We start from the raw sequence: 16,327 nt of genomic DNA on the forward strand, positions 1-16,327 counted from the left end.
TCAGCCCGGCAGTGGCGACCGCCTGGGGCCCCTGCCGGCGGGCCGGACCTCCGGATCCGACCCGAGCACCGTCTCCCCGTGCTCGGGCCCGTGCCACCCGCACCGGCGGAGCCCACGACCCGGTGGTCGTGGGCTCCGCCGGCGCCGTAACTGCCGCCCCGGCTACGCCGCGGCGTCGCACTCCTGGGCGCGCATCGCGCGGGCCAGGTCGTCACGGGACTCCAGGACCAGCCTGCGCAGCGCCGGAGCGGCGTCCGGATGCCCGGCCAGCCAGGCGTCGGTGTCGGCCAGCGTCGCGGGTCCGGCCAGCAGCCGGGGGAAGAAGCCGCTCACGATCCGCATGGCGGTCTCGATGGTGCGGCTCTCCCACACGTCCTCCAGCAGGGCGAAGTAGCGCTCTGTGTAGGGGGCCGTCAGCTCGCGGGTGCCGGCCTGCTGGAAGCCGGAGATCTGCGCCTCGATCAGTGCGTTGGGCAGGTCGTCGGCGTCCATGACCGCGTGCCAGGCCGCCGCCTTGGCCTCCGCCGTGGGGCGGGAGGCCAGGGCGTGCAGCTGCAGACGGCGGCCGCTGGCGGTGTCGTCGCGCCGCAGCTCGGCTGCGAGGTCGGCCTCGTCCGCCTCGCCGGCGGCGGCCAGCGACTGCCACAGGGCCCAGCGCAGCTCCTGGTCGACCTCCAGGCCCTCGACCGTCTCGGTGCCGTCCAGCAGGCCGCGCACCAGCTGCAGCTGCTCCGGCGCGACGGCGGTCTGGGCCAGGAAGCGGGCCCAGGCCAGCTGGTGGTCGCTGCCGGCCGGGGCGGCGCGCAGCTCCCGCAGGGCGCCCTCGGCGAGCAGCCGCCCGGCCTCCTCGCGGTGGGCCTCGGCGGTGTAGTGGTCCAGGGCCGACCTGGCCTGCTGGTGCAGCGACTGCAGGACGCCGATGTCGGACTCCTGGCCGGCGAAGCGCAGCACCAGACGCAGATAGTCGCGGGCGGGCAGCGCGCCGTCCCGGGTCATGTTCCAGACGGCGGACCAGGCCAGGGCCCGGGCCAGCGGCTCGGTGATGTCGCCCAGCCCGTCCCGCAGGGTGGCCAGCGAGTCCTCGTCGAAGCGCACCTTGCAGTACGTCAGGTCGTCGTCGTTGAGCAGCACCAGCTCGGGCCGCGGCTGCCCGGCCAGCTCGGCGACCACCGTCCGCCCGCCGGTCACATCCAGCTCGGCGCGGGCGGTGCGGACCAGGGCCCCGGCCGCGTCACGGCCGTAGAGGCCGACAGCGATCCGGTGCGGGCGCAGCTCGGGGTGGTCCTCGGTGGCCTGCTGGAGGACCGCGAGCTCGGCGATGCGGCCCTGGCCGTCCAGCGTGAGCTGCGGGGTGAGTGTGTTGACGCCCGCGGTCTGCAGCCAGGCCCTGGACCACTCGGCCATGGCCTCGGAGCCGCGTCCGGAGGTCTCGGCGAGCACCTCCAGCAGGTCGCCCAGCACCGTGTTGCCGTAGGCGTGGCGCCGGAAGTACCGGCGGGCGCCCTCGAAGAAGGCGTCCCGCCCGGCGTAGGCCACCAGCTGCTTGAGCACCGCCGCGCCCTTGGCGTAGGTGATGCCGTCGAAGTTGAGCTTGGCGTCCTCGAGGTCGCGGATGTCCGCGGTGACCGGGTGGGTGGTGGGCAGCTGGTCCTGCCGGTAGGCCCAGGCCTTGCGCCGGTTGGCGAAGGTGGTCCAGCCGGCCCGGTGGCGGGTCGCCTCGTCCAGGGCGAAGGTGCCCATGAAGTCGGCGAAGGACTCCTTGAGCCACAGGTCGTCCCACCACTGCATGGTGACCAGGTCGCCGAACCACATGTGGGCCATCTCGTGCAGGATCACGGTGGCCCGGCTCTCGTAGGAGGCCTCGGTCACCCGGGAGCGGAAGACGTACTCCTCGCGGAAGGTGACACAGCCGGGGTTCTCCATGGCGCCGATGTTGTACTCGGGCACGAACGCCTGGTCGTACTTGCCGAACGGGTAGGGGTAGTCGAACTCGTCGTGGAAGAAGTCCAGGCCCTGCTTGGTGACGGTGAAGATCTCGTCGGCGTCGAAGTACTCGGCCAGCGAGCGGCGGCAGAGTGCGCCCAGCGGGATCTCCAGGACGGAGCCGTCGGGGAGTTCACGGCGGTAGTGGTCGCGCTCCACGTGGTACGGGCCGGCGACCACGGCGGTGATGTAGGTGGAGATGGGCTGCGTGGCCGGGAACCGCCAGGTGCGCAGACCGTCCCCGGCGTCCTCCGGGTCGCCCTGGGCCGCCGTGTTGGAGAGGACCTCCCAGTGCGCGGGCGCGGTGACGGTGAAGGTGAAGGGCGCCTTCAGGTCCGGCTGCTCGAAGGTGGCGAACACCCGCCGGGCGTCGGCGGGTTCGTACTGGGTGTAGAGGTAGGTCTCGCCGTCCACCGGGTCGGTGAAGCGGTGCAGCCCCTCGCCGCTGCGGCTGTAGGCGCACTCGGCGTCCACCACCAGCTCGTTCTGCTCCGCCAGGCCCTGCACCGACACCCGGGCCCCGTCGAAGACCTCGGCGGGGTCCAGCTTGCGCCCGTTGAGCAGCACCGAGTGCACGGCCGGGGCCAGCAGGTCCAGGAAGGTGGCCGCGCCCGGCTCGGTGCAGCGGAATCTGACCGTCGTCCGGGAGCGGAACGTGCCCGTCTGCCCGCCACCGCCGACCGGCTCCCGGGCCGAGCGCAGGTCGAGGTCGACGTCGTAGGCGTCCACCGTCAGGATGCGGGCCCGTTCGCGGGCCTCGTCGCGGGTCAGGTTGCGTCCCGGCACTGCGGTACTCCTTTGTCCGGCTTGTGGCGGTATGGATAGGGGTGGCGGGTGAGCCCTCCGCATCCTTTCACGCGTCTTCGGCCCTCGACCGCTGCCCGGGAATGGCCGGCATCCATGGCGTGTTGGCCGTCCACGGAGAACCGTGCAGAAGGATGGGGACCGTGACCGCAGAAGAGACCAAGACCGCCGATTTCTGGTTCGACCCGCTGTGCCCCTGGGCCTGGATGACGTCCCGCTGGATGCTGGAGGTCGAGCAGATCCGCCCGGTGCGCACCCGCTGGCATGTGATGAGCCTGGCCGTGCTCAACCAGGGCCGCGAGGACCTGCCCGAGCAGTACCGGGAGTTCCTGGAGCAGGCCTGGGGCCCGGTGCGGGTGTGCATCGCAGCCGCGGCCCAGCACGGCGACGACGTGCTCGGCCCGCTCTACACCGCGCTCGGCACCCGCTTCCACAATCAGGGCCTGCCGCGGGACCGCGCCACCATCGAGGACGCGCTGGAGGAGGCCGGCCTGCCCCGCGAGCTGGCCGACGCCGCCGACACCGACGAGTACGACGACGCCCTGCGCGCCTCCCACAAGGAGGGCATCACCCTGGTGGGCGAGGACGTCGGCACCCCGGTGATCGCGGTGCCCGGTGCCGACGGCGAGCAGGTCGCCTTCTTCGGCCCGGTGGTCACCCCCATCCCGCGCGGCGACGCCGCCGGGCGGCTGTGGGACGGCACCCTGCTGGTCGCCGGCACCCCCGGCTTCTACGAGATCAAGCGCACCCGCACCCAGGGCCCGGTCTTCGACTGAGACCGCCCGAGCGCCCGCGGCCCCGCCCCCCTTCGCAGGACGCTGCTGGTCAATGACCGACAGTGTCCCTCGCAGGTGGTGCGGGGCCGCTTGCTGTGCAAGGGTCGGACCGCGCCGCCCCGATCCCCGACGCCCGTCTGATGACCTGCACGGACGTCCCATGACAGGGTTCTGCCATCACACCGCACCACAGTGCACCGCAGCGCGCCGACCGCGCCGACGAGGGGTATGCAGTGACCATCCATGCCAGCGGCCGCCCGGCCGGGTACCCGACCGGGATTCGCGGCACCGTGCCGCACGGCGCGCTGCCGGCCGCAGCCGCCGCCGAGGCCACGACGGTGCTGGGCCCGGCCCCGACGTCCCCCGCCACCGCGACCGCCGTCGACTCCACCGCGAACGGCGGCCGGAGCGTGGCGCTCACCTTCGACGACGGGCCCGACCCGCGCGACACCCGCGAACTGCTGGCGGTGCTGCGCAAGCACCAGGTCAGGGCGGTCTTCTGCCTCTGGGGCGACCATGTCGAGGCCCACCCCGAGGTGGTCCGGGAGATCGTGCGTGACGGCCATGAGCTGGCCGGCCACTCCATGCACCACGACGACATGTCCGACTGGGAGCCGGAGCGGATCCGCGCCGACCTCCAGCAGACCAACAACGCCATCGCACAGGTCGTCCCCGGTGTGCCCGTCCACTGGTTCCGCGCCCCGTTCGGCAGCTGGGGGCGGACCCCCGAGGTCGCCGCCTCGCTGGGGATGCAGCCGCTGGGCTGGCGGCTGGCGGTGGGCGACTGGGACCCGCCGGGCACCGACGAGCTGGTCCGCCGGGTGAAGGAGGGCGTCACCCCCGGCGCCGTGGTGCTGCTGCACGACGGTGGCGGGGACCGCAGCCAGACGGTGGCCGCGGTCGACCGGATCATTCCCGAACTCCGGGCCGGGGGCTGGCACTTCGACCAGCCCGCCCGCCGCGCCTGAGCCGCCACCCGCACCGCCTCCTCCCCCCACCCGCAGGAGCCCGCCGTGAGAGCCGCAGCGACAGTCGCCGTGAGCATCCGTACAACAGCCCGCCGCAGTCGTACCGCGGCGCTGCCGCCGGCCTCCCCGGCCCTCCCCCCGCTGCACCGCCACCGCTGACCCGGGCAGGAGGACGGACATGAGCCACACCTACGACCCGGAGCTCGCGGCCGCCCTCGCGCTGGCGCCGGACGTCGACCTCTCCGACCTGACCGCGGCTCGCGCCGCGCAGGCCGCCGAACTGGCCGGCACCACCGAGCGGACCGACCGCACCGGGGTGGATCTGGACGACCTCCTGGTGCCGGGTCCGGACGGTGCGCCGGACGTCCTGCTGCGGACCTACCGCCCGCAGGGCGTCCCCGGGCCGCTGCCCGTGCTCTACGCCATCCACGGCGGCGGGTTCGTCCTCGGCACCCCCGAGGTCGACCATGAGTCCAACCTGCGGTTCTGCCGCGAACTGCGCGCCCTGGTGGTCTCGGTCGACTACCGGCTGGCCCCCGAGCACCCCTACCCGGCCGCACTGGAGGACTGCTACGCCGGGCTGTGCGCACTGGCCGCCAGGGCAGCGGAGCTGGACATCCGGCCCGACCGGATCGCGCTGTGGGGCGACAGCGCGGGAGCCTGCCTGGCCACCGCGCTCGCCATGCTCAGCCGTGACCGGGGCGGCCCCGCCGTCTGCTTCCAGCACCTGCACAGCCCGGCCATCGACGACCGGCTGGCCACCCCGAGCGCACTGCGCTACACCGACACCCCCGTGTGGAACCGGCGCAGCGCCCTCATCAGCTGGGAGGCCTACCTGGGCCCCGGTGTCCCCGGTTCCGACGGCGTCCCGGTGTACGCCGCCCCCGCCAGGGCAGCCACCGCGGACCTGGTCGGACTGCCGCCGGCCTATGTCGCGGTGATGCACGCCGACCCGCTGCGCGACGAGGCCCTCGACTACGCCAGGGCGCTGCTGGCCGCCGGGGTCACCGCGGAGCTGCATCTCTTCCCCGGGACCTTCCACGGTGCGGCGATGGTGCCCTATGCCGCGGTGGTGCAGCGCGCGACCACCGAGGCGATCGGTGTGCTCCGCAGGGCGATGGCGCGGTGAGCGCTCAGTCGGCGTCTGCCAACCGCCGTGCGTACAGCGCCAGTTGGGCGCGGAAACGGTCCTGTGGATCGCGCAGCCGCCACCCCATGGCGTCCTCCACATGGGCCAGCCGGGCCGCGACCGAGCTGTGGTGCAGATGGAGCCCGGCGGCGGCCTGGCGCAGCGACCCCGTACGGCAGAACGCCGCCAGCGCCGCGATGTTCAGCTCGCCCGCCTCCCGGCCGGCCAGCTCCTCCAGCGCCCGCACATCGGGCTGGGCACGCAGCCGCTCCACCGGGATGTCGGCCAGCAGCGCCACCGGGCCCAGCCCGTCGTGGTCCACCACCGCCTCCACCGGGTCGCCGGCCACCGCGAACCGCAGCGCCGAGCGGGCCTGCGTCCAGGAGGCCGCAGCCTCCAGCGGGGGCACCGCGGCACCGACACCGACCCGCACCCCCCGCACCGCCTCGCGGGCGCCCCCGGGGGACGCGCCGTCCCCGCACACCACAGCGAGCAGTTCCGCCCCCGGCGAGGCCGTACCCTCCCGACGCTGAATCAGCGCCACCCCCAGCGGCCCCAGTCCCGCGACCCGCACCGTCCCCTGCAGCGCACTGCGCCCCAGGACCGCGACGGCCTGCACCCCGGGGTCGCCGTCGCCGCCGGCCGCGGCCGCCACCCGCAGCGGCACATCCGGAGCCATGCCCAGCAGCCGCAGCGCACGGGCCCGGTCCTCGACCGCCTCCCGCTCCGAGAGCACCAGCTCCACCAGGGCCGGATCGGCCACATGCGGAGCGCCGGCCTGCCGCGGCACACCGTCCAGTACCCGGGCGGCGATGGCCATCCACTCCAGCACCAGCTCGTCCAACGGGCCCGGACCGCCTCGGCGTTCCAGCCAGACCCGGCCCGCCGGACCCAGCGCCACCGCCCCGGACGTCTCGCCCGGAGCGCCCGGAAGCGCCATGCCGTCCGGGCCGAACCGCATCGTGCGGCCGTCCGCCAGTTCCAGCCCTGCGGGGCACTCGGCGAGGCCCGCGGTGGACCGCACCAGCGCCGCCGCATCGACGGCGACACCCAGCAGCGCCTCGAAATGGGCGATCACCCGTACCGCGGTGGCCGCGTCCGGGTCGAGCGCCGACAGGCGCAGCAGCAACCCCTTCACAGTCCGCAGTCTAGAGAGGACCAGAACATGTTCGACAGCAGTAGGAAGGGCCGAGCACTGCTCACCGCCCTCCTCGTCGGGACGGCGTCGCTGCTGGCGTCGCTCCTGCTGGCCGCTCCGCCGGCCGCGGCGGCCTCGCTGACCGAGGTCACCAACTTCGGCACCAACCCCACCAGCCTCCGGATGTACGTCTACGTCCCCGCCAGCGCCCCGGCCAAGCCGGCCATCCTGGTGGCGGCACACCAGTGCACCGGTTCCGGGCCGGGCTTCTACTCGGGAACCGAGTTCGCCTCGCTCGCCGACCGCTACGGCTTCATCGTGGTCTACCCGTCGGCGACCCGGAGCGGCAGCTGCTGGGACGTCTCCTCGCCGCAGGCGCTCACGCGGGGCGGCGGCAGCGACCCGGTGGGCATCATGTCGATGGTCACCTACGCCGAGCAGCACTACGGCGGCGACGCCTCCCGGGTGTACGTCACCGGTGCCTCCTCGGGCGCCATGATGACCAACGTCCTGCTGGGCGACTACCCGGACGTCTTCAAGGCCGGGTCCGCCTACATGGGTGTGCCCTTCGGCTGCTTCGCCACCACCGACGGCTCCAGCTGGAACAGCGCCTGCGCCAACGGCCAGATCAGCAAGACCGGTCAGCAGTGGGGCGACCTGGTGCGGGCGGCCGACCCCGGCTACAGCGGTGCCCGGCCCCGGATGCAGCTCTGGCACGGCACCGCGGACACCACGCTCTACTACCCCAACTTCGGCGAGGAGATCAAGCAGTGGACCAATGTGCTGGGAGTGAGTGAGACCCCGGTCCTCACCGACCACCCGCAGTCCAGCTGGACCCGCACCCGCTACGGCTCCACGGGCACCCAGGCCCCGGTCGAGGGGGTCAGCGTGCAGGGCGTCGGCCACGCGCTGCCCATGAGCGGCATGGCGGCCCAGACCATCGCCTTCTTCGGGCTGGACGGCAGCTCCTCCACCACGGGCGGCACCACCACCAACGGCGGCACCACCGCGGGAACCACCGCCGGTACGACCACCGGGGGCACCACGGCCGGTACCACCGCTGGCACCACCACCGGGGGCACCACGGCCGGTACCACCGCCGGCACCACCACCGGGGGCACCACCACCGGCGGTACCTCCGGCTCCTGCGCGGTGAGTGACACCATCAACGCCTGGAACAACGGCCTGACGTCCGCCATCACCATCACCAACACCGGTACCGGCACCGTCAACGGCTGGACGCTCGGCTTCACGCTGCCCTCCGGACAGACCCTCACCTCGGGCTGGAACGCCACCTACACCGGCACCAGCGGGGCCGTCACCGCCAAGAACCTCTCCTACAACGGCACCCTGGCCCCGGGCGCCTCCACCTCCATCGGCTTCCAGGCGACCCACACCGGCAACACCGCCAAGCCGACCTCCTTCACCCTCAACGGAGCCGCCTGCAGCGTCAGCTGACCCTGCGGCCCCGTCGGCCCACCAGCCCCGTTCCCGGCAGGCCGAGCCCTGCCGGGAACGGGTTGGTGGTGAAGCGACAATCCATTGCCCTGCGGTTTTGTCGACACCTGCGTGAGAGCGGCGCGACCACGCCGAGTAGGTTCACAGGTGTTCACCCACCTCGGACCCTCACCCCGCGGAGACCATCGACATGAGCACCGCCACCGCCTCGATCCGCCCCGGCGCCGTCCTCGCGGACCTGTTGCCCGCCACGGCCGGGGCCCGCGCCCTGGTCCGCGACATCGCCCTGGTCGCGGGCGGCGCCGCCTTCACGGGCCTGGCCGCGCAGCTCAGCATCCCGGTGCACGGCTCGCCGGTGCCGGTGACCGGTCAGACCTTTGCCGCGCTGCTGGTCGGCACCGCCTTCGGCGCCCGCCGCGGCGCCGCCTCGATCGGCCTCTACCTGCTGGCCGGCATGGCAGGACTGCCCTGGTTCTCCGAGGGCGCCTCCGGCGCCGGCCTGGTCACGCTGGGCTATGTGATCGGCATGGTGCTCGCCTCCGGCCTGGTCGGGGCGCTGGCCCGGCTCGGCGCGGACCGCTCGCCGCTGCGCACCGCCGGTGCCATGGTGCTGGGCAATCTGGCCATCTACGCGGTGGGTGTTCCGTACCTGGCCGCCTCCGCGCACCTCTCGCTGGGCAGCGCCGCGCACCTGGGCCTCTACCCGTACCTGCTGGGTGACGGCCTGAAGATCGTGGTCGCCATGGGGGCCCTGCCGCTCGCCTGGCGGCTGGTCGGCCGCCGCGGCTGACCTCGGCCCGCAGACGCCGGAGGCCGGTCGACCACCGAGGGGGTGGCCGACCGGCCTCCGGCGTCCCGTCAGACCAGTGCCTCTGCCGTCCGGGTGGCAGCCGCCGACCTGCGCCTGCGGTCCACCACCACCGATGCGGCCAGCACCACCAGGGCGGCGGCCAGCGACAGCACCATCTGGATGCGTCCGTCGTGGTCGGTGAACATATAGGCCACCACAAAGCTGATCAGACCGATGGTCGCCCAGGTCAGGTACGGGTGGAGCCACATCCGCACGGTGAGCCGCGAGGGGTCCTCCCGTTCGTGGATCCGGCGCATGCGCAGCTGGGAGAAGCAGATCACCAGCCAGACGAAGAGCGCCACCGCGCCCGAGGAGTTCAGCAGGAACTGGAAGACGGTGCCGGGCGAGGTGTAGTTGAAGAACACCGCGACAAAGCCGAAGACCACCGAGGAGAGGATCGCCACCCGGGGCACCCCGCGGCGGCTCACGGTGGCGAAGGCCTTCGGGGCGTCACCGCGCTGCCCCAGTGAGAAGGCCATCCGGGACGCCGTGTAGAGGCCGGAGTTGAGGCAGGACAGCACCGCGGTGAGCACGATCACATCCATCACCTGGGAGGCGCCGGGGATGCCGACGTGCTTGAGCACCGCCACATAGGGGCTCTCCGCCACCGAGGAGGAGTTCCACGGCAGCAGGGTGACCACGATGGCGATGGAGCCCAGGTAGAACACTCCGATCCGCCAGATCACGCTGTTGGTGGCCTTGCTCACGGCCTTCTGCGGGTCGGCGGACTCGCCGGCCGCCAGGGTGACGATCTCACTGCCCATGAAGGCGAAGACCACGGTGAGCATGCCGGTGAAGACCGCGCCCACACCGTGCGGCAGGAAGCCGCCGTGGCCGGTCAGATTGCTCGCTCCCACCGCATGGGTGCCCGGCAGCACGCCGAAGATCGCCAGCGCGCCCACCACGATGAAGGCGGCGATCGCCACCACCTTGATGCCGGCGAACCAGAACTCGAACTCGCCGTAGGAGGAGACCGAGAAGAGGTTGGTCGCGGTCAGCACCGCCATCACGGCCAGTGCGAAGGCCCACTGCGGGACCGCCGGTATCCAGTGGTTGAGGATGGTCGCTCCGGCGGTGGCCTCCACGCCCAGCACCACGACCCAGAAGAACCAGTAGAGCCATCCGATGCTGAATCCGGCCCAGCGGCCGAGCGCCCGGTCCGCGTAGGCGGAGAAGGAGCCGCTCTGGGGGTCCGCCGCGGCCATCTCGCCCAGCATCCGCATCACCAGCACCACCACCAGCCCGGCCAACGCATAGGAGATCAGGATCCCCGGGCCGGTGGCGGCGACTCCCGCGCCTGAGCCCACGAAGAGGCCGGCACCGATCACACCGCCGATGGCGATCATGGACAGATGGCGGTTCTTGAGCCCGGCCTGGAGCTGACCGCCGGCCGCGGGGGCCTGGGACGTCTCCGCCGGGCCGACCCGGTTCCCTGGAGTGGTTTCCGTAGCCATTCAGATGACCTTGCCTTTCCTGCATGGCACCCACCCCGGGCAGTGCCCCGCACAGGGTCAAGGGACAGGGCCATGCAATCTGGGGCAACCTAACCCTTTTATCTGATTTTCTGAACCCCTTGGGTGAAATCCGGCGAACGGGTGCTCCTCCGCTCGGCGGACCCTGGACAGCCGCTGCCCACTGCGACGTGCCACACTCCTGGGTATGCGCGTGTACCTGGGATCCGACCACGCCGGATACGACCTCAAGCAGCACCTCGTCCAGTGGCTGAAGAACGCCGGCCATGAGCCCGTGGACTGCGGGCCGCACCTCTACGACGCGGAGGACGACTACCCGCCGTTCTGCCTGCGGGCCGCCGAGCGCACCGCCGCCGACCCCGAGGCGCTGGGCATCGTGATCGGCGGTTCCGGCAACGGCGAGGCCATCGCCGCCAACAAGGTCAAGGGCGTGCGCGCGGCCCTGGCCTGGAGCGAGGAGACCGCGGTCCTCGGCCGTGAGCACAACAACGCCAATGTGATGAGCGTCGGCGCCCGGATGCACACCGAGGAGCAGGCCACCCGCTTCGTCGAGGTGTTCCTCGCCACCCCGTACTCCGGCGCCGAGCGGCACTCCCGCCGGATCGCGATGCTCGACGAGTACGAGACCACCGGGGCGCTGCCGCCCATCCCGGCGCACCACCCGCAGGAGTCCTGACCGAACCGGGGCAGAGAGCGCCGTGCCCGAGGGCCACACCATCCACCGCCTGGCCGCCGAACACCTGAGGGTGTTCGGCGGCCGCGCCGTGCGCGCCTCCAGCCCGCAGGGACGGTTCGCCGCAAGCGCGGCGCTGCTGGACGGGCGGGTGCTGGAGCAGACCGACGCCCATGGCAAACACCTCTTCCTGGGGTTCGGGGAGAGCGGCTGGATCCATGTCCACCTGGGCCTCTACGGCACGGTCGCCTTCGGTGACGGCCCGGCCCCGGAACCGGTCGGAGCGGTACGGCTCCGCCTGGAGGGCGACGGCGGCCACGCCGATCTGCGCGGCCCGGCGGCCTGCGAGCTGATCACCGCCGCCGAGAAGGACGCCCTGCACGCCCGGCTCGGACCCGACCCGCTGCGCCCCGACGAGGACCCCCAGCCCGCCTGGCAGCGGGTCTCCCGCAGCCGCACCTCCATAGCGGCCCTGCTGATGGACCAGAAGGTGCTCGCCGGGGTCGGCAACGTCTACCGTGCCGAGGTCCTCTTCCGCCTGGGGATCAGCCCCCACCGGGCCGGACGCGACCTCACCCGCGCCGAGTGGGACGCCCTCTGGTCCGACCTGGTCGGGCTGATGCACCTGGGCGCGGCGGCCGGCCGGATCGACACCGTCCGCCCCGAGCACACCCCGGAGGCGATGGGCCGCCCGCCGCGGGTGGACGACCACGGCGGTGAGGTCTATGTCTACCGCCGGAGCGGGATGCCCTGCCTGGTCTGCCGGCAGCCGGTGCGGACCGAGACGCTCGCCGCCCGCAACCTCTTCTGGTGCGCCGGCTGCCAGCAGCGCTGAGGCCCGGCCGGCCGCGCGCTGCGCCACCGAGCCGCAGCCCGCGGCAGCGGAGCCCGGGGCCGCAGGCCCGGAACGGCCCAGCCCCACGTACGTCCCCCGCAGGGCGTCCCCCGGGTGTGCGGACGGCGCGTGCTCAGAAGCTGTGCGGCAGCCAGGGCGCCACCTCGCTCCCGAACGCCCGGGAGGCCTCCGCCAGCGCCCCCTCCCGCAGTTCCCGCACCCGTCCGGCGGCGGCCAGCGAGACCAGCCGGGTCCCGCCCAGATAGGCCGAGCCCAGCTCCCGTACGGTCAGCGCCAGATCCGCCGGGTCCCCGGTGCGCTCGCAGCAGGCGCCCTTGGTGTCGCCGGACAGCCGCCAGCGCCCGGTGTTCCAGGGGCAGAAGGTGTCGCGGACGTCCAGCACCACATCCACCGGCGAGGAGTACAGCCGGGCCTCCAGGGCCTGGCCCACCTCCACCGGCCGGACGAAGACCCCGTCCCGCAGCTCGGCCCCGCAGCGGCGCACATCCGTCACCAGGTGCAGCAGCGGGTCGTCCAGCGGCCGCGAGTCGGCGACGACGGTGTCGGTGAGGTCGAGGTCCGCCAGATAGGCCCAGAGGGCCCCGTGGGCGGCGGACGCGACCGCCTCCAGATCGCGCAGCAGCACCGAGCCCCTGGGTCCGGCCGTGTCCCAGCCGGGGCGCACCGCATAGCGGGCGTAGCCCAGCAGTCGGCCGGTGTCGCGGTCCTCGGCCAGTACGCACTGCAGCGGTGAGGCGCCGCCCCGGTCGGCGGGCGGGTCCAGCAGCGGCAGCCGCTCCCAGCCAGGGCCGCGCTCCAGCATCCCGGGGCGCAGCGGTACCCGGGCCGCGTACAGCCGCTCACAGGCGGCCGCCGTCTGCGCCGGGTCGGCCAGGCGCAGCCGCACCGTCTCCGCGTCGGGCGGCAGTGCGACCGACACCCGGTGCCGGGGGATCGCCAGCCGTAGCCGCTGGGAGGCCAGCCCGAAGCCGAACCGGCCGTAGATGGCGGGTTCGGAGGCGGTGAGGGCGGCCAGTGGCTCGCCGCGTTCCCTGGCGTCGGCCAGCAGGCGTCCCAGCAGGGCGGTGAGCAGTCCGCGCCTGCGGTGGGTGGGCAGCACCCCCACCATGGTCACCCCCGCCACCGGGAGCACGGACTCGCCGGGTACAGCCATCCGCAGCGAGAAGGCGCCGGCTGTGCCGACCACCTCGCCGCCGTCGAAGACACCGAGGGAGCGGTCCTGTTCGGCGAGGTCCTGCCAGAGCCCCCGGGTCTCGGCGGGCTCGTCCGAGCCGGCCTGGCCGAAGGCGCACAGCAGGGCGTCGTACCAGTCGTCCCATTCGTCGGCCATCCGGCGGCGGATGCGCACATCGTTGTCGTTCATACACCAGTGGTAGCAGTGTGGCATGCGCATGGCGACCCGCTTCCCGGCCGCCTTGGGTGCACGGCGCCCGGCGCGCACTGCCGCCGTGCACCCCCGCGTGCGCCCTCGCGCCGCCTGGTGCGACGCGCCTCCACCGGGCCTGAAACGGCTGAACTCCGGCCCCCGAATCCCCCGGGACATCGACGGCCGGACGGCGGCTGGATAAGGTCGGAGCCCATGGCAGGCAGCAGGCCGGGCACCGCACCCCGGACCACCGCGACGGCCCGGGTGCGCAAGGCGCTCCTCAGGGCCTACCGCAGGCTGCGCCGGACCGGGGTCGACTACTTCCGGGGCGACGCCTCGGACTGGCCGGCCTTCGTCGCCCTCTTCCTTCTCTGCCCACTGCTGGTGTTCCTCAACATCCGGCAGCCCGTCTGGTGCCCGCCCACCGCCCTGGTGCTGCCCATCCTGGCCGGAGCGTTCCTGCTGCGGCCCAGCAGCCTGGTCCTGCTGTACGCGGCCTCCGCGGGCGGCCTGTCGGTGGAGTCGCTGGTGCACGCCGCCGAGCGCAGCACCGGACAGGGGCCCCCGGTCTACCAGGTCGGCGTCACCCCGGGCGCCGCGCTGGTGGTCGGCGCGGTCGGCATCGCCGGGCTGCTCCTCGCCCAGTTCCGCAGCCGCGTCGGGGTCCCCTGGCGCCGCGGCGGCTCGATGCTCTTCGACCTGCGCGAGCGGCTGCGGGTACAGAGCCAGATCCCCCATCTGCCGCCGGGCTGGCACGCCGAGATGGCCCTGCGGCCGGCCGGCGGCCAGTCCTTCTCTGGTGACTTCGTGGTGGCCGCCCGCACCGGCTCCGGCAACTCCGTGCTGGAGGCCGTGGTCGCCGATGTCTCCGGCAAGGGCATGGACGCCGGCTCCCGGGCCCTGCTGCTCTCCGGTGCCTTCGGCGGACTGCTGGGCTCGCTGCCCCCGCACGACTTCCTGCCCGCCGCCAACGGCTATCTGCTGCGCCAGGAGTGGGAGGAGGGCTTCGCCACCGCCGTCCATCTCGCCCTCGACCTGGACACCGGCGACTACGAGCTGCTCTCCGCGGGTCATCTGCCGGGCATGCAGATGTGTGCCGGGGCCGGGCGCTGGGAGGTCAAGGAGGCGGAGGGGCCGCTGCTGGGCATCTACGACGGCGCCAAGTTCGAGGGCGTCCGCGGCAGGCTGGACCGCGGCGACGTCCTGCTGCTCTGCACCGACGGCATGGTGGAGGCCCCGGGCCGCGACCTGTCCGAGGGCATGGACCGGCTGATGGGCGAGGCGGACCGGCTGGTCGCGGGCGGATTCCGGGGCGCTGCCTGGCGGTTGATCGAGACGGTGGCCAAGGATGTCAACGACGACCGGGCCCTGCTGCTGATCTGGCGGGAGTAGCCGGGATGTCAAACCTCCCAATCGATCTTCGGACAATCCTCCACGGCGCCGGTCACCCTGCGGAGCCGGGTCCTCCGTGCACCGCCGCGCCGCCGCAGCCGATCACGACCATGCCCTGATCGGCGCATTTTCGCTGTGGCGGACGCTGTGTGAGGTGATGTGTGCGGTGGGTCCTTTACGGAGCGCGCACGGAAGACCAGACTGAGTATCGGGCGGGACCGGTCCGGCACTCGGGGAGAGGGGGGTCGCATGCAAGCCAGCAGGCGGCTGCCCGAAAGAGCGTCACCGGTCGTCCCTGCCCGGGGCCGTCAGCTCCGGCCCCAGAGCAGTCACGACCGAGGAAGTGAATCCGGGTGATCTTCTCCGTCTCCGCGTTGGTCCTGTTCGCCATCATCCTGATCATTCTGATCAGGAACAAGACGATGAAGCTTGGGCACGCGATACTGGGCGCGCTCTTCGGCTTCTTCCTGGCCCAGTCGTCGGCTGCGTCGCCGATCCAGAACTTTCTGAGCGAACTGGCCAAGACGCTCAACAACTTCTCCAGCTGACCATCGGTCAGCTCCGCTGAACCGGTGGCGGAGAGTCGGTCTACCGGCCGGCCCGCCGTGCTCCCCACCATCTCCGCAGCGACCCGCCGGGGCGGGCCGCCGACTGCTGCTGCCCGGTCCTCGGTGAGCCCGCCGGCAGTGCCGCGGCGGCCGCCGTGCCCGCACCGGCCGCCTCGGACTCGGACTCCGTACCGCTGCCGCGTCCGCCCCGTCGGCCAGCAGAAGCACATAGAGCCTGGCCCAGGCGAGGCGTTCGCCGCGCGGCCAGTCCATGGCGCGCAGGGCGGCCGAGGCGGACTCCGACACCTCGCCGTTGATCCGCACCTCGGCGACGTCGTCGTCGGCGCGTCCGCCCAGGAACAGCTTCACCCCGTTGAGCAGCGGATGGTCCAACTCCCCTGCCAGCTGCGGCGCGAGGGCCGGCAGCACATGATTGCCGCCCAGCCACTCCGCGAGCGCCTGGTTGCCGAAGCCGAAGACGCACGCGGGGCCCTGCACCGCATGCCACCCGGGCACTCCGCCGGGCCGGTCGGGCTCGTAGTGGTCGCCGTGCTCGCCGCGGGCGTCCAGCAGCTCCACCACCGTGGCCGCCGTGGTGGTCGCCCACATCCGTACGGCGTTGTCGAGCTTCTCCTCCTCGGTCTTGCCGAGGCCCGCCGCGCAGTCCCAGAGCACCGGGGTGTCGGCGCGCCCGAGGTGCAGCACAAAACCGAGATCGACATGGCCGCCGCCGGCGTCGGGGTGCTCACGCACCGCCACCGCGGTGGTTCCCGGGCCGCGTACCACCGCACCGTCAACGGTGAACCGGCGTCCGTACCGGGCCATCTCCCGGACCACACTGCGCTGGATCACCTCCAGCCGCTCCTCGGGACGCATGACACGCTCCTCAGGCCTTCGGAGGGCCTCTAGGGGAC

At 73.1% G+C, this 16,327-nt stretch carries 13 protein-coding genes; 8 read left to right on the top strand and 5 right to left on the bottom strand.

The genetic code is table 11. The features are described from left to right. Nucleotides 1–162 precede the first annotated feature (162 nt). Nucleotides 163–2,769 carry an aminopeptidase N gene (gene pepN / locus AB0761_RS25205; protein ID WP_377271432.1) on the bottom strand — a complete coding sequence of 869 codons (2,607 nt, stop codon included), beginning with the start codon at nucleotides 2,767–2,769 and terminating at the stop codon, nucleotides 163–165. 161 nt (nucleotides 2,770–2,930) lie between these two features. On the opposite strand from pepN, the gene AB0761_RS25210 reads away from it, so the two are divergent. From AB0761_RS25210 to AB0761_RS25220, 3 genes are all read left to right on the top strand, one after another. Next, on the top strand, nucleotides 2,931–3,563 hold the full coding sequence (locus AB0761_RS25210; protein ID WP_377271433.1) for a DsbA family protein: 633 nt from the start codon (nucleotides 2,931–2,933) through the stop codon (nucleotides 3,561–3,563). Between the two features lie 233 nt (nucleotides 3,564–3,796). Next, a complete protein-coding gene (locus tag AB0761_RS25215) occupies nucleotides 3,797–4,531 on the top strand; it encodes a polysaccharide deacetylase family protein (protein ID WP_377271434.1) in 735 nt (244 codons plus the stop codon). Nucleotides 4,532–4,709: 178 nt separating this feature from the next. Then, nucleotides 4,710–5,660 (top strand): alpha/beta hydrolase, encoded by a 951-nt coding sequence (locus AB0761_RS25220; RefSeq protein ID WP_377271435.1) that lies wholly within the window; start codon nucleotides 4,710–4,712, stop codon nucleotides 5,658–5,660. A gap of 4 nt (nucleotides 5,661–5,664) precedes the next feature. On the opposite strand, the gene AB0761_RS25225 is transcribed toward AB0761_RS25220, so the two are convergent. After that, a complete protein-coding gene (locus AB0761_RS25225) occupies nucleotides 5,665–6,798 on the bottom strand; it encodes a PucR family transcriptional regulator (protein WP_377271436.1) in 1,134 nt (377 codons plus the stop codon). 27 nt (nucleotides 6,799–6,825) lie between these two features. On the opposite strand from AB0761_RS25225, the gene AB0761_RS25230 reads away from it, so the two are divergent. Continuing rightward, nucleotides 6,826–8,256 (top strand): PHB depolymerase family esterase, encoded by a 1,431-nt coding sequence (locus tag AB0761_RS25230; protein WP_377271437.1) that lies wholly within the window; start codon nucleotides 6,826–6,828, stop codon nucleotides 8,254–8,256. A gap of 190 nt (nucleotides 8,257–8,446) precedes the next feature. Then, nucleotides 8,447–9,046 (top strand): biotin transporter BioY, encoded by a 600-nt coding sequence (locus AB0761_RS25235; RefSeq protein WP_377271438.1) that lies wholly within the window; start codon nucleotides 8,447–8,449, stop codon nucleotides 9,044–9,046. A 68-nt stretch (nucleotides 9,047–9,114) separates the two neighbouring features. Here AB0761_RS25235 and AB0761_RS25240 read toward each other — a convergent pair whose 3' ends face one another. Then, the gene (locus AB0761_RS25240; RefSeq protein WP_377271439.1) at nucleotides 9,115–10,560 is read right to left on the bottom strand and encodes an amino acid permease; all 1,446 of its coding nucleotides are present in this window, start codon (nucleotides 10,558–10,560) and stop codon (nucleotides 9,115–9,117) included. 205 nt (nucleotides 10,561–10,765) lie between these two features. On the opposite strand from AB0761_RS25240, the gene AB0761_RS25245 reads away from it, so the two are divergent. Both AB0761_RS25245 and AB0761_RS25250 read left to right on the top strand, forming a co-directional pair. Continuing rightward, nucleotides 10,766–11,254, top strand: a complete 489-nt coding sequence (locus AB0761_RS25245) for a ribose-5-phosphate isomerase (RefSeq protein WP_377271440.1) — start codon at nucleotides 10,766–10,768, stop codon at nucleotides 11,252–11,254. Between the two features lie 22 nt (nucleotides 11,255–11,276). Then, entirely contained in the window at nucleotides 11,277–12,086 is an 810-nt protein-coding gene (locus tag AB0761_RS25250; RefSeq protein ID WP_377271441.1) for an Fpg/Nei family DNA glycosylase, read from the top strand. A gap of 133 nt (nucleotides 12,087–12,219) precedes the next feature. Here AB0761_RS25250 and AB0761_RS25255 read toward each other — a convergent pair whose 3' ends face one another. Beyond that, entirely contained in the window at nucleotides 12,220–13,470 is a 1,251-nt protein-coding gene (locus AB0761_RS25255; protein WP_377271442.1) for a GNAT family N-acetyltransferase, read from the bottom strand. A 216-nt stretch (nucleotides 13,471–13,686) separates the two neighbouring features. Between AB0761_RS25255 and AB0761_RS25260 the strand changes: the two genes are divergently transcribed. After that, entirely contained in the window at nucleotides 13,687–14,865 is a 1,179-nt protein-coding gene (locus tag AB0761_RS25260) for a PP2C family protein-serine/threonine phosphatase (protein ID WP_377271443.1), read from the top strand. Between the two features lie 329 nt (nucleotides 14,866–15,194). On the opposite strand, the gene AB0761_RS25265 is transcribed toward AB0761_RS25260, so the two are convergent. After that, nucleotides 15,195–16,289, bottom strand: a complete 1,095-nt coding sequence (locus AB0761_RS25265) for a DUF6348 family protein (RefSeq protein ID WP_377271444.1) — start codon at nucleotides 16,287–16,289, stop codon at nucleotides 15,195–15,197. Between the last annotated feature and the right edge of the window lie 38 nt (nucleotides 16,290–16,327).

Origin of the sequence: Peterkaempfera podocarpi (genome assembly GCF_042466665.1) — a bacterium.
GTDB classification, from domain to species: domain Bacteria; phylum Actinomycetota; class Actinomycetes; order Streptomycetales; family Streptomycetaceae; genus Peterkaempfera; species Peterkaempfera podocarpi.